The sequence below is a fragment of the Enterococcus italicus genome, from assembly GCF_023743875.1.
GTDB classification, from domain to species: domain Bacteria; phylum Bacillota; class Bacilli; order Lactobacillales; family Enterococcaceae; genus Enterococcus_G; species Enterococcus_G italicus.
Genome location: NZ_JAMRVB010000001.1, coordinates 269020 through 283258 on the forward strand (window position 1 = coordinate 269020; position 14239 = coordinate 283258).

A 14239-nucleotide genomic window follows, 5' to 3' on the forward strand; every position below is an offset into this window, starting at 1 on the left:
TTTCAAACTTTTGGATTTTCTGGTCTTTTGTTTGTAGCTAATTCTGTCTAGTCTGACTCACTGGCAAAAAGTAAATCTTATTAGCCTTTGACAGAACCAGACGTGATTCCTTCGACATAGAAGCGTTGCAAGTAGATAAATAATAAGGTGATTGGAATGGCAATGATGACACAACCAGCTGTAAATGCCATGAATAAGGAATTGGCGGTTGATTTGGTCATCATGGTGAATAGGCCAATCGCAATTGTATAATTTTTGACATTATCACCCATGATGATTTTTGCAAAAATGAAGTCCATCCAAGGACCCATGAATGCACCCAATGACGTAAAGACAATAATAGGTTTTGATAGAGGAAGGGTAATTCGAGTGAAAATTTGCCATTTATTTGCCCCATCGATCATTGCCGATTCATCTAAAGCAACTGGAATGGTATCGAAAAAGCCTTTCGCAATATAAAATCCCAAAGCCGCTCCTGACGAGTAAACCAAAATCAATGCAAAGAGGCTACCAGTTAAGTTGATTGCTTTTAAAATATAGTAGATAGCAATCATGCTCATAAATCCTGGGAACATATTCAATATCAATGCTACTTTTAAAAATGGTTTGCGTAAGCGGAAGCGTAATCTTGATAACGCGTACGCCATTGCAATCGTAATAAATGTCGACAAGATACAGCTAACCACTGATACAAATAAGGTATTTAAAAACCAGCGGACAAACGGGAAATTACCTGTCGTGTTGCTAAGTAAGATACGATAATTTTCTAAAGTGAACTCTTTTGGAATGATATACGGAACAAACGCGCCACCTTCTGAACGGAAACTTGTGAGCACAATCCAGACAATTGGAAATAGCCAGACAACAGCCAAAATAACCAATATCAGGTAAACGAGCGAAAGTGTAACTTTTTGTTGCTTATGATAACTTTTGACGGTTTTTTTAGTCATGTTACTAGGCCTCCTTAAATGAATTTGTACGCGTATAGGCGACTAAACTAAAGACTGCAGACAGAATGAAAATTAAAATACCAATGACAGATGCCAAGTTGTAGTCCATCGTATTTACTGTCAAATTATACAGCCAAGTAACAAGTAAATCGGTCGAACCAGCACCATAATAATTGGAATTTGAAGGACCGCCACCAGTTAACAAATAGATCACGTTGAAATTGTTAATATTACCAATGAATTGTTGAATCAACGAAGGCGTCATAATAAATAGAATTTGTGGGAAAGTAATCGTGCGGAAAATTTGCCATTTATTGGCACCATCAATCCGAGCAGCTTCGATTTGATCTTCGGGTAAGTTTTGAATAATACTCGTCGATACTAGCATAGTCGCTGGAATCCCTATCCACATGTTGACAAAAATGATGCTCAGTTTGGCCATCGTTGGATCTGTTAGAAAAGGAATTGCTGAATCAATCAAGCCCCATTTCATTAGTAGTGCATTGATTGGTCCTGCTCCATTTAATAAATTACGGACAATTAAAAGTGAAACAAACTGAGGAACTGCCATTGTCAAAATAAAAATAGTTCGCCATACTTTTTTAAATTTTAATCCTTTTGTATTGATTAATAATGCAAGAATAATACCAAAGAAAAAACAAGTTACCGTCGCGACAACTGCCCAGGTCAATGTCCAAGCTAAAATAGGGAAGAAGGTACTTGCCATATCCCCAGTGATCACATTCCCAAAGTTTTTTAATCCGACCCAGCTAAATAGATTTTTTGGTGGAAGATGATTGTGATCGTAATTTGTGAAGGCAATCGAAATCATATACAGCAATGGCAATACTGTAAAGAACAATACCCCTAATAAAGGAATCGTCATCAAGGTTGCATGGAAGCGTTCGTTGAGTAATGATTTTAAATCTTCCTTAGTTGTAGGGACTGGTTTTCGAGCTTGCTTTAGTTCAAATATATGACGTGCACTTTTTAAATTAATGATATATAAAAGCAAAATCATGATACAAACAAGTACTGCAGCAATCCCGAATAATAAAAGCAACATTGAGTTATCGCCTTCTTGCAACACGCGAATCCCTAGTGATTGATCAAATACTAGCCCTTGTTTCTTCGTTCCTAATGTACCTAGCATACTTAATGCATGCCAACCGTTGCGAATGAGCCAGTATAGAAATCCAAGTTGTGCTCCAAGAAAAAGAATGCCCTTTAAAAACTGACGGTTGGCAAGATTAGCTGCCCCCATAATCAAAAAAGATAACTTTGTTGCAAAATCACCAGTCTTTAGTAATTCCGTAAATGTCATATGTTGTTCGTATCGCTTTTTATGGAACATTGCCCATCAACTCGCTTTCTACTTAGTTATGTATGAATGAATAAACACAGACGGACTACGCAACGCGAAGCGAAGTCCGTCTGAAAATTCATCACTACTCGTGCTACTCAGTCGTTTTAGACATATCAGATACTAATTTATCTAGTTTGTCTTGGTATTGACTTTCTTTGATGTTGCCTTTGTAAGTATCGTTAATTAAGGCATCCATTGCTGGCCAGAATGAATTCATTTCTGGAAGTTTTGGCATTACGACAGAGTGGTCAGTATCAGACATTTCCATAACCGCTTTGGCAACTGCATCAGAAGTAACTTTTTCATTTTTTTGTAAATCTTTGTTTGAAGGGACTGTGCCAATTTCTTCGAATTCTTTTAATTGTGAAGACTCATTAGACAGGTATTCAGCCAAAGTCAAGGCAGCAACTGGTGATTTTGTTTGTTGGTTAACAGCAAACAGTTTTACACCTAAAAAAGCTTTCATTGGTGTTTCGCCATGGCCAAAGTCAACAGTAGGGTATGCCGCTACGGCCATGTTATCACCAAGTGCTTTTTTTACATCATTTTTAGACCATGGGCCAGATAAGAAAGCATCAGTTGTACCTGCAGTAAGGTTAGCGAGTGCTTCAGTCGAAGATTGCACGACACCGCTATTGCTCTTTTGAGAAGCAATCCATTTAAGGACTTCAATCCCTTTTTCATTGTTAAAGTTTGTTCCTGTCAAATCTTCGCCATTGTCTCCATATAAGACATCGCCATTACTCATAAATAATGGACCGAAGATGTAGTTTGCACCTGCGTCACCAAAGTTTGTACCTAATTTTCCTTTAGAAGTCAATGTATTCCAAGTCTTCACATCGTCTGCAGATAATTTAGATTTATTGTAGTAAAGGACTTGCGATTCGACACCATAAGGGAATCCGTATAACTCATCTTTCCAAGTGGCACCTTCGACTGCTGAATCGACATTGTTGTCTTTTACTGAATCAGCAAATTTTGTTTCGGTGAATGGATAAAGTAACCCAGCATCGGCCATTTGTCCTACTTGATCATGCGGCATCATAAAAACATCGGCAGCAGAAGAAGGGTCTTTTGAAACATCTTTTTTTGCATCAGCAGATGAACCGGCAGTCAATTCGACTTTGACATCTGGATATTCTTTTTCAAAATCAGCAACAATTGGTTTGAACATATCGACTTGCTCTGTATCTACCCATAATTTGATATCTCCAGAGACTTTAGCAGATGAGCTGTCTTTTGTTTTTGAGCTATCCGAACTAGAAGAGGAAGAGCTACCGCAAGCGGCTAATAGTAATGCTGTTGCACTTAACACGACACCCGTTGAAACATATTTTCTCCAATTTTTTTTCATTTCAATATCCTCCATGAAATAAATTTAGTTTACATGATTATTATGCAACCGTTTGCGAAGATAGTCAAGAGAAATTTGAAAAAACACTGTTTTAGACAAATTAATTGTAAGGGTGATTTGAGATTTATCGGCATTACTGCATATCAAGGGTACAAAATTGACATAATTCCAATTATTTAGCATTTTATGCAATCGTTTGTCTTTTTTATGTTGAATCGTATAGTTGCTTGTGCCATAATGAGTTGGAAATCAATTGAAGGAGTGAAGAGTATGAACACAGCTGCAATTTATCATCGTCCAGATAGTGAGTATGCTTATTTGTACGATAAAGATACGATGCATATTCGCCTGCGGACTGCCAGAGCCGATAGCAAGCAAGTCTATCTAATTTCAGGAGATCCATATTTATTAGATAAAGAGCAATGGTATCAAGAAAAAGAACCGATGAAAAAAATTGCCTCGACGGATTTATATGATTACTGGTTTATTGAAAAGAAGGCTAAATTCAAACGGTTGAGTTATGCTTTTGTCATTCAAAGTCAAGTCGATATTCAAGCTTTTTATGGCGATCATGGCGTGTTTGAGGTGACTGATACGTATTTAAAGATGCCGAATAATTATTTCCGTATGCCGTACTTTCATGAAGTTGACCGTGTGAAAGCGCAAGAGTGGGTTAGCCAGACTGTTTGGTACCAAATTTTCCCTGAGCGATTTGCCAATGGAGATGCGACGAATGATCCGGTGGATACGCTGCCTTGGGGGAGTAAAAACCCTGATCGCCAAGATTTTTTTGGTGGTGACTTACAAGGAGTGATAGACCATTTGGATTATCTAGAAGAGCTAGGAATCAATGGCATTTACTTGTGTCCGATTTTTGAAGCCCATTCGAATCACAAATACGATACCATTGATTACTTTAAAGTAGATCCTGCATTTGGGACGGATGAGACGCTACACGAATTGATTGACGCCTGTCACAGCCGTGGAATGAAAGTCATGCTTGATGCTGTCTTTAATCATATGGGAGACACCTCACCACAATGGCAAGATGTCTTAGAAAATGGGCAACAATCAAAATATGCCGACTGGTTTCATGTCAATGAATTTCCTGCTACGTATAAAATCGATGATGACTTTGAGGAAGCGCATGATCTGACCTATGATGTCTTTGCGTTTACACCACATATGCCGAAGTTGAATACAGCTAATCCTGAAGTACAAGATTATTTGCTATCGATTGCTACGTATTGGATTGAAACATTTGATATCGATGCATGGCGTCTCGATGTTGCCAATGAGGTCGATCATCATTTTTGGAAGAAGTTTCGCCAAGCTTGTTTCGCGATAAAACCAGATTTTTATATTTTAGGAGAAATTTGGCACTCTTCCCAAAGTTGGCTTCAAGGGGATGAGTTTGACGCGGTGATGAACTATGCGTATACCGATGCCATTATGAATTATTTTGTGAAGCGTCAAATCGGTCTGAAGAAAATGGTTTCTGATATGGCCAACCAGTTAATGCTTTATCGCAATCAAACCAACCAAATGCAATTAAACGTATTAGATACTCATGACACGCCGCGTTTGCTAAGTGAAACGCAAGGAGACAAGGATTTGATGCGTCAAGTATTGGCATTCACCTATATCCAACCTGGTGTGCCTTGTCTGTATTATGGCGATGAAGTCGGAATGACAGGTGAGATGGATCCGGATTGTCGCAAATGTATGGTCTGGGATGAAGAGGAGCAAGATGGTAGTCTTAAGGGATTCGTGACCGATTTGATTTCTTTACGTAAAACATACGCCTCCTTGTTGGCGAAAGGGACTTGGGAGTGGCAATTGGTAGATGAAGACACTGGTCTATTGACGCTAAAAAGAGAATGGGAAGGTACTAGCCTTATTGCACAGTTTAATAGCGGTCAAGAAGCTCAAACGGTTAGCAAAAAGGGAGAAATTCTTTTGAATGCGTTAACGAACCAAGTAGATCGTGAGCTTGTTATTGAACCAAAAGGATTTGTAGTTGCTGCTTATCCCATATTGATAGAAGAATAAAAAAATCCGGCCCTCGTCAGTTGAGGGCCGGTTTATTTTTTATGAATGAATCTGCTTTTGCCATGTATCACATAGAAAGTCGTAAGTTAGCTGTGATGTATCGGGGACGAGTGCGATATCTGTTCCTAAGTCAGCTTCTTTTCCAACCCCTATTGGTAAGGCGCCGCTTGCTTGGATTGCTTGAATGCCAGCGAGCGCATCTTCAATACCGATACACTCTGACGGTGCAAGCGACAATTGACTTGCAGCGGCTTCATAAATATCTGGCGCCGGTTTGCCGGCTTTTAACGAAGCAGGATCGACAATCGTATCAAAAAGCGTCATAATGCCTAGGTGTTCTAATAAAAAGGGGCCATTTTTACTGGCTGATGCTAACGCGATGCCAATCTGATTTTCTTTTAAGGCAGTTAAAAGCGATTGAATGCCTGGATAGATATCGGCGGGTGTGACACTTTGAATCATTTCTTTATAATGGTCATTTTTTTTCTTAGCTAAGGCTGCAAATTCGGTAGGAGAATACCGATCTTCTTGCTTTCCTTCAGCTAGTATTAACCGCAATGAATCTTCACGACTGACACCTTTTAATCGCTCATTGAATTTACGATCGATGGTGATGCCTAGCTCGTTTGCGAGTGCTTGCCACGCTAGGAAATGGTACTCAGCTGTATCGGTAATGACACCATCTAGATCAAATAAAACACCTTTGAACATTAGTCTTCCTCCTTTGTGGGCATAGGTATGGTCAATGTGGTCGCTAGTTTGTATGGTTTTTCGTATAAGGACACATCAAGAGGATCCCCGGAGATCAGTGTCAATGTTACTTGTTTATTGACGTCAATCGCCAATAAGCGATTGCGATAATTAATACGGAAGGCATATCCTTGCCAATTTTTCGGTAAAAATGGTGCGAAACGCAAGGTGTTTTCAGTGGTCTTCATTTGTGCAAATCCTTGAACAATTGCTAACCAACTACCAGTCATAGAAGTAATATGCAGTCCATCTTGCGTATCGTTGTTATAATTATCTAAATCTAGTCGAGCTGTTCGTTGGTACATTTCGACAGCTTTCTCCTCTAAGCCTAATTCCGCTGCTAATACTGCATGGATGCTTGGTGATAGAGAGGACTCGTGCACAGTCATTGGTTCGTAGAAGTCGAAGTTCCGTTGCTTTTCCTCGATTGAATAGGCATCGCCAAAGAAATATATGCCTTGTAGCACATCTGCTTGCTTAATGAAGCATGAACGCAAAATTTTGTCCCAAGACCAGTGCTGATTTAGTGGCAATTCAGCGGTGTCAAGGTCGGTAACAGGCATTAGGTCTTTGTCTAAAAATGTATCGTGTTGCACAAAGATACCTAGTTCATCGTCTTTTGGATAGTACATGCCATCGATGATTTCTTGCCAATGGACTAGCTCTTCATCTGATATGCGTGCTTGAGTAGAGTCACGATATTTTTGGTAGCTATCAATCGTATATTGCAGGACCCAGGCAGCTAAGGTGTTTGTATACCAGTTGTTATTGACATTGTTTTCGTATTCATTTGGGCCGGTAACGCCATGGATCATATATTGACCCTTCCGTTTAGAAAAATGGACGCGATCAGCCCAAAAGCGGGCAATCTCTGCCAATACTTCCAGTCCGTGGGTTGCAAGGTAACTTGTGTCACCAGTATAGTTCGTGTAATTGTAAATAGCATATGCGATTGCGCCGTTGCGATGGATCTCTTCAAATGTGATTTCCCATTCGTTATGGCATTCGATACCAGTGAAGGTCACCATCGGATAAAGTGCACCAGCTAATCCTTGTTGCCTTGCGTTATGTTTGGCTTGCGGCAGTTGGTTGTACCGATAATTCAATAGGTTTTTCGTCACTTCAGGCTTAGCAAGTGCGAGATACAGTGGGACAGCGTACGCTTCAGTATCCCAATATGTCGCACCGCCGTACTTTTCACCCGTGAAGCCTTTTGGTCCGATGTTTAGCCGTTCGTCTTCTCCGTAATAAGTAGAAAATAATTGAAAAAGGTTAAAGCGGATACCTTGTTGGGCTTCATCGTCACCGGCAATTTGTACATCAGCTAATTCCCAGCGTTTTTGCCATGCGGCGGTTTGTTGGGTTAAGGCTTCGTCGAATGTTTCTTTTTTAGCAGTAGCTAGTAATGTGGCTGCTTTCGCGACTTGTTCACTAGGTGCGACGTCTCGACTAGTGACCAGAAGGACACGTTTAGTTAGAGAGAGTTGTTCGCCTTGTTTTAATTCTGTCGCTACTTCCTCAGAGACGGCTAAAGGTGCCTGTGTGTAGTCGCTTGTTAACTGTGTGGAGAATTCGTTATCCATCATGGCCGTTACGGTAAATTGTTCAATGTCAAATTGATTAGGAATCGTACGGACTTGTAAATAGGGGGACGTCTCGCCATTCGAACTAGTGGCAATAGGTTCCCAGAAGTGTTCGTTATAATTACTGTCTTCGTTTTGCACATCGCTAGTAAGTGCGGAACGCCATTTGACTGACGCGCGGCCATCGAGAACGGCTAAGTTCACATCAATCCAAGCTGCTTCTTGAGTAGTGATGCTTAGAAATCGGCGGAAAGTAAAGGCTACCGTCGCTTCCGGAAGATTTAATGTGAACGAGCGAGAAAGTAAGCCGTTTTTTAAGTCTAACTCTTGATTAAAGGATTTAGGTGTTAGTTTCGCCAAATCAATTTCTGTATCATTGATTGTGATCGTCATTGCTAAAAAGTTCAAAGCATTAATGACCTTGCCGAAATAGTCAGGGTAACCGTTCTTCCACCAACCTACTCTTGTTTTGTCGGGGTACCAGACGCCAGCCAGATACGTGCCTTGATGATGGTCGCCACTATAACCTTCCTCGAAATTCCCGCGCATCCCCATGTAGCCATTACCGATACTGGTAAGTGATTCTTGGAGACGCATGTCTTTGTGTAATTGTGTTGTTTTTAGTTTCCATGGATGGATATCAAAAAGCCGATTTAAGTGTTCCATAATAAATCCTCCTTTTTTCTTCTGTCAGTATACTTTTAAAATAAACACAAACGGTTTCGTTGTCAATAAGAATATCAGAAAAGATTGGAATATTATTTTATAATGATAGATACTAATTATGCATAGTTTAGATATTTAAAAATGAAAATTCATTGCGGAATCGTTTGCGTAAAATCTACCCGTATTGGATCGGATTTGCGAAAGAAAAGGAAAATTGACAAATACGTAGTTTGTCCTTATGCTTATGAAAGAAAATGTTGGAAAGAGCAAGAGGGATTTGTTATGCGAAACAAAAAAGAAGGGGCAGTCACGATTAAAGATGTGGCGACTGAGGTAGGGGTAGCGCCATCTACTGTGTCTAGAGCGCTACAAAATCATCCGAGTATCTCAAAAGAGACCAAAGATAAAGTGAAAAAGGCGATGGAGACGCTAGGTTATGTGCCAAATGTAGCCGCTCAAAATCTTGCCAAAAAATTTGCCAATACGATTGGCGTGGTCATGCCAGTACTCTCGTTGAAAGAACGACGAAGCAATCCGTTTTATTTGGAAGCGATTACGGCGATGGATCAAGAAGCAAGCCAATATGATGTTACAATTGCTATTGCTTCTGGTGAAACGCAAGAAGAACTATTGCACACGGTCCAGTTAATGTACAAACAAAAACGAGTCGATGGGTTTATTTTGCTATACACCAAACGAGAAGACCCTGTCTTACTTTATTTAGAAGACAACTATATTCCTCATACGGTCATCGGCCAGCCATATAAGTATACCAATACGACGAATATCGTCGATAATGACAATCGCCTGTTGGGGCAAACGGCTACCCATCATTTAATGGAGTGTGGACATGAGCGAATATTATTTGTTACCCATGTTGAAAAAGAAAATGTTTTCCATGAGCGTTATTTTGGTTACCAACAGGCATTAATGGATGCGGATTTGCCAGTGTTTCCACGAGCATTAATTAAAAAAACAGAAGATTATCTAGCGTTCAGTGACATGTTGGAAGCTGAAAAACCGACTGCTTTGATCGTACTAGATGATATGTTTGCGCTACGAGTGATTCAATTATGTAATTTATTGGGGTATCGTGTCCCAGATGACTTATCGATTGTCAGCTTTAATAATTCAATTTTTTCAACCTTGATTCACCCTTACATTACGTCCATTGATATTTATACAGAAGAGTTGGGTCGGGTGGCAGTGCAACAATTTATCCGCCAATTAAAGCATGCCGATGCACCGCAACAAAAAGTATTTATTCAGCATAAATTGATTGAACGAGAGACCGTTCTGCGCCTTAATAAAACCGATGAATAAAAAAAGAGGTCGTGACAAAAGCGCGTAGCTCCGAGCAGTACGTTCAAAAATTTTGAAAATTGATTCTCAAATTTTTAAAATTTTTTGACGTAGTGCCGAGAGGGCTGCATTTGAACACCGTTTAAAAGGGGGCGTGACAAAAGCGTATAGCTCCGAGTAAAAAGCTCAAACAATCCAAAGTTGATGGAACTTTCGGATTGTTTGGTCTTTTTGTTTAGCTAAACCAGTTCTGTGTTCGCTGTGTTTTTCATCGCATAATGAAAAAGAATGTTTATTTACATACATACCTCAAATTAACTTGTGTAATAGAAAGAAAAGTGTGATAAAATGATGAAAAAGTTTTAATAACGAGGAGTTGTTCGTGAATGAGTAACGGGTACAATGTTGCGGTCGTGGGCGCAACAGGAGCAGTAGGAACGAAAATGATTCAAATGTTGGAGCAGACAACATTGCCCTTAAAGAAAGTGGTATTGTTGGCATCGAAGCGTTCTGCTGGCAAAACATTGCAATTTAAAGGGGAAACATTGATAGTCGAAGAACTAGTACCAGAGTCATTTGAGGGAATTGATTTGGCTTTGTTTAGTGCGGGTGGTGGCATTTCTGCTACGTTCGCACCAGAAGCAGTCAAACGTGGTGCAGTTGTTGTGGACAACACGAGTCATTTCCGCATGGATCCACAAGTGCCATTGGTAGTACCTGAAGTCAATAAAGAAGCACTGAAAAAACACAAAGGAATCATCGCAAATCCGAATTGTTCGACGATTCAAATGATGGTTGCGTTAGAACCAATTCGCCAAAAAGCAGGATTGGATCGTATCATTGTTTCGACGTATCAGGCAGTGTCGGGCGCAGGTGCACGGGCAGTAGAGGAGCTAAAAAGAGAAGCGCAAGACTATTTGAATGGTGTACCAGCAAGTGAATGGCAAGCTAAAATCTTACCAGCTGGAGCAGACAAAAAGCATTATCCGATTGCCTTTAATGCCTTACCTCAAATTGACAAATTTGCTGAAGATGATTACACGTTTGAAGAGTGGAAGATGGTGAATGAAACCAAAAAAATTATGGAAGATGCTGCCATAAAAGTAGCGGCGACCTGTGTGCGTATTCCCGTGGCAAGTGGCCATTCAGAATCTGTTTACATCGAAACGAAAGAAAAAATTAGTGTGCAAGATGTGCGTGAGACACTTGCAAGTGCTCCTGGAGTGGTCTTGGAAGATGATCCAAGCCAACAAGTTTACCCACAAGCAATCGAGTGTGTGGATCAAAAAGAAACATTTGTTGGAAGGATTCGTAAAGATTTGGATATCGAAAACGGTCTGCATCTATGGGTCGTCTCTGATAACCTGTTAAAAGGTGCAGCTTGGAATTCTGTTCAAATTGCAGAGACATTACATGAAATGGATTTGCTTCATATTTAAGTGATTTTTTAAGAAAAGTTTGGGGAATCCCACGCTTTTCTTTTTTTTGTTGTATAATGAAAGGGATCAGCGAATGCTTGAGGATATCTATTTTATTAAGAATCGATAGATAAGAAAAAAGATTGAAGAGGTGAATTTTTTGGACGATATCAAACTGATTCCACTTGGTGGCGTACGAGAAAACGGAAAGAACATGTACGTGGCTGAAGTGGGAGAAGATATTTTTGTATTGGATTGCGGTTTGCGCTATCCAGAGAATGAATTATTAGGAATTGATACAGTCATTCCTGATTTTTCCTATTTAGAAGAAAATGCCGAACGTGTTGCAGGGGTCTTTTTGACGCATGGACACGCAGATGCGATTGGCGCATTACCATATTTTCTAGAAAGAGTACCGGTGCCGGTCTTTGGAACCAAATTGACAGTGGAATTGGCCAAAATGATTGTTCATCGCAATGAAGCGACCAAGAAATACAAAGAATTTCATGTAATTGATGAGCACACTGAGATTGATTTTGGCACGACAACGGTCAGCTTTTTCCGGACAACACATTCAATCCCTGAATCAGTAGGGATTAGTTTAAAAACAGAAGCCGGCAATATTGTCTATACAGGTGATTTTAAGTTTGACCAAGCAGCTGTTCCAATGTACCAAACAGATTTTGCTCGTTTGGCTGAAATTGGTCGCGAAGGGGTATTGGCCTTATTGAGCACTTCTAGCAATGCTGAAAATCCAGCTCAAGTCGCTTCAGAAGCAAAAATTGCCGATGAAGTCACAGATACCATCAAGTACTGGGAGGGTCGGATTATTGTCGCTTGCGTGGCAAGTAACCTCCAGCGGGTACAGCAAATTCTGGATGCGTCTGTCGTTTCAGGTCGGAAGGTTGTTTTAACAGGACAAGATTTTGGCAAAATCATTCGTACGGCGATGAAGTTAGGTAGCTTGACGTTACCAGATGAAGACTTGTTTATTACGCAAAAAGAAATGAAAAATTATGATGCCAATCAATTGCTTATTTTAGAAACTGGACGGATGGGTGAGCCAATCAAGTCACTACAAAAAATGGCAAACGGCACACACCGTACGTTACGTATTCAAGAAGGTGATTTGGTTTACATTACAACAACACCTACGATTGCCATGGAAACCGTAGTTGCTAAAACGGAAGATATGGTGTATCGAGCAGGTGGAAATGTAAAAAATATTTCTGATAATTTCCGCGTCTCTGGCCATGCGAATCCGAGTGATTTGCAACTGATGATTAATTTATTAAAACCAACGTATCTTTTACCGGTGCAAGGTGAATTCCGCCAAATGGTTGCTCACGCAGAGTTGGCCAAAGAAATCGGAATTGCCGAAGATCATGTATTCTTGCTTGCAAAAGGAGATGTCTTAGTTTATGCCAACGGAACAATGCAATTAGCGGGTACTGTACCTGCTGACAACATTATGATCGATGGTATCGGCGTTGGAGATATCGGCAATATCGTATTGCGTGATCGTAAAGTATTATCAGAAGATGGTATTTTCATTGCTGTAGTGACAATTAATCGTAGAGAAAAACGAATTGTGTCAAAACCACAAATTACATCTAGAGGCTTTGTTTATGTAAAAGCAAGCCGAGACTTAATTAGAGAGAGTGGCGAGATGGTAAGCGAGATTGTAGCCAAACACCTACAAGACGAAGAGTTCGAATGGGCGAAATTAAAACAAGACATTCGCGATCAATTAAGTCGATACCTTTTCGAACAAACAAAACGCAGACCGGTCATTCTACCTGTTATTATGGAAGCTAGTGGTAGAAATCGTCGTCGCTAATACAGAAGTGACTGAGACAGAGGCGCACAGTAACAAGTAAAAAGACCATAAAATCCAGAAGCTGTTTCTAAACTTTGGATTTTATGGCTTTTTTTTGTCGTAGCTAATGCTGTCTTGCTGTATTCGGATTTAGCAGTACGACCTGATTTCTGTTGCACTAGGATTTTTTTCTTAAGTAACCTGTATTTTCCAAAAATGAATTATCTGTTATAATGCTCGTATAAGACTGTTATAAAATAAACTGCAACAATTCTGAAATGGAGGGTGCTAGTGATGAAGATTACCTACCAAGGACATTCAGTTATCGAGGTAACGATGAAGGATGGTTCTGCTGTGATTATCGATCCATTTTTAACAAATAATCCCTTGACGAATAAAGCACCGAGTGATGTAAAGGCGAAGTGGGTTATAGTGACCCATGGCCATAGTGATCATTTGGGAGATACAGTGGCAATTGCAAAGCAAAATCAAGCAACTGTCATCAGTATTGTTGAAATTGCGAGGTATGTAAGCAATAAAGGTATAGCGCAAACCCATGGTCTAAATATTGGTGGTGGCTTTTTATTTCCTTTTGGGCGTGTGAGTTTGACGCCAGCACTACATAGTTCTAGTATCCAAGAGAATGGTCAGACGATTTATTTAGGGGAGCCAACAGGTGTAGTCATTGAAGCAGATGGTAAGACAATTTACCATGCTGGTGATACAGCGGATTTCAGTGATTTGGCATTAATCGGTGAAAAGTACGACCTTGATGTTGCGTTTCTACCAATTGGTGATAACTTTACGATGGGGCCAGATGATGCAGTTATAGCTGCGGGGCGGCTACATGCAAAAAAAGTAGTACCAATTCATTACAATACATTTCCACAAATCAAACAAGATCCTACAGCATTTATTGCTCGCTTGCCAGAAGGTGTCGGCAAAGTAATGACTGTCGGTGAAACAATCGAGGTGTAAT

10 protein-coding genes are annotated in these 14239 nt (G+C 40.1%); 5 read left to right on the forward strand and 5 right to left on the reverse strand.

Translation table 11 applies throughout. The features are described 5' to 3' along the window. Positions 1-80: 80 nt before the first annotated feature. The 3 genes from NE257_RS01265 to NE257_RS01275 form a co-directional block, all read right to left on the reverse strand. Positions 81-950, reverse strand: coding sequence for a sugar ABC transporter permease (locus NE257_RS01265; protein WP_007208882.1), 870 nt, complete (start codon positions 948-950; stop codon positions 81-83). Positions 951-954: 4 nt separating this feature from the next. Beyond that, positions 955-2304, reverse strand: coding sequence for a carbohydrate ABC transporter permease (locus NE257_RS01270; RefSeq protein WP_251851186.1), 1350 nt, complete (start codon positions 2302-2304; stop codon positions 955-957). A gap of 103 nt (positions 2305-2407) precedes the next feature. Next, positions 2408-3670 carry an extracellular solute-binding protein gene (locus NE257_RS01275; protein ID WP_251885616.1) on the reverse strand — a complete coding sequence of 421 codons (1263 nt, stop codon included), beginning with the start codon at positions 3668-3670 and terminating at the stop codon, positions 2408-2410. 270 nt (positions 3671-3940) lie between these two features. Between NE257_RS01275 and NE257_RS01280 the strand changes: the two genes are divergently transcribed. Then, entirely contained in the window at positions 3941-5722 is a 1782-nt protein-coding gene (locus tag NE257_RS01280) for a glycoside hydrolase family 13 protein (RefSeq protein WP_251855191.1), read from the forward strand. Positions 5723-5761: 39 nt separating this feature from the next. Here NE257_RS01280 and pgmB read toward each other — a convergent pair whose 3' ends face one another. Both pgmB and NE257_RS01290 read right to left on the reverse strand, forming a co-directional pair. Beyond that, complete coding sequence (gene pgmB / locus NE257_RS01285) at positions 5762-6433, reverse strand: beta-phosphoglucomutase (RefSeq protein ID WP_251855192.1); 672 nt, start codon at positions 6431-6433, stop codon at positions 5762-5764. Next, complete coding sequence (locus NE257_RS01290; RefSeq protein ID WP_007208876.1) at positions 6433-8721, reverse strand: glycoside hydrolase family 65 protein; 2289 nt, start codon at positions 8719-8721, stop codon at positions 6433-6435. Before NE257_RS01290 ends, pgmB begins: the two co-directional genes overlap by 1 nt. 282 nt (positions 8722-9003) lie before the next feature. Here NE257_RS01290 and NE257_RS01295 point away from each other — a divergent pair, with 282 nt between their 5' ends. The 4 genes from NE257_RS01295 to NE257_RS01310 all read left to right on the forward strand — a co-directional run bounded on the left by NE257_RS01295 (position 9004) and on the right by NE257_RS01310 (position 14238). After that, on the forward strand, positions 9004-10044 hold the full coding sequence (locus NE257_RS01295; RefSeq protein ID WP_251855194.1) for a LacI family DNA-binding transcriptional regulator: 1041 nt from the start codon (positions 9004-9006) through the stop codon (positions 10042-10044). Positions 10045-10409: 365 nt separating this feature from the next. Then, positions 10410-11462, forward strand: coding sequence for an aspartate-semialdehyde dehydrogenase (locus NE257_RS01300; protein ID WP_251855195.1), 1053 nt, complete (start codon positions 10410-10412; stop codon positions 11460-11462). Between the two features lie 139 nt (positions 11463-11601). Continuing rightward, positions 11602-13281: a ribonuclease J gene (locus NE257_RS01305; RefSeq protein ID WP_251885617.1), complete on the forward strand. Its 1680-nt coding sequence runs from the start codon at positions 11602-11604 to the stop codon at positions 13279-13281. A 273-nt stretch (positions 13282-13554) separates the two neighbouring features. Then, a complete protein-coding gene (locus NE257_RS01310) occupies positions 13555-14238 on the forward strand; it encodes a metal-dependent hydrolase (RefSeq protein WP_251851193.1) in 684 nt (227 codons plus the stop codon). Position 14239: the final 1 nt, after the last annotated feature.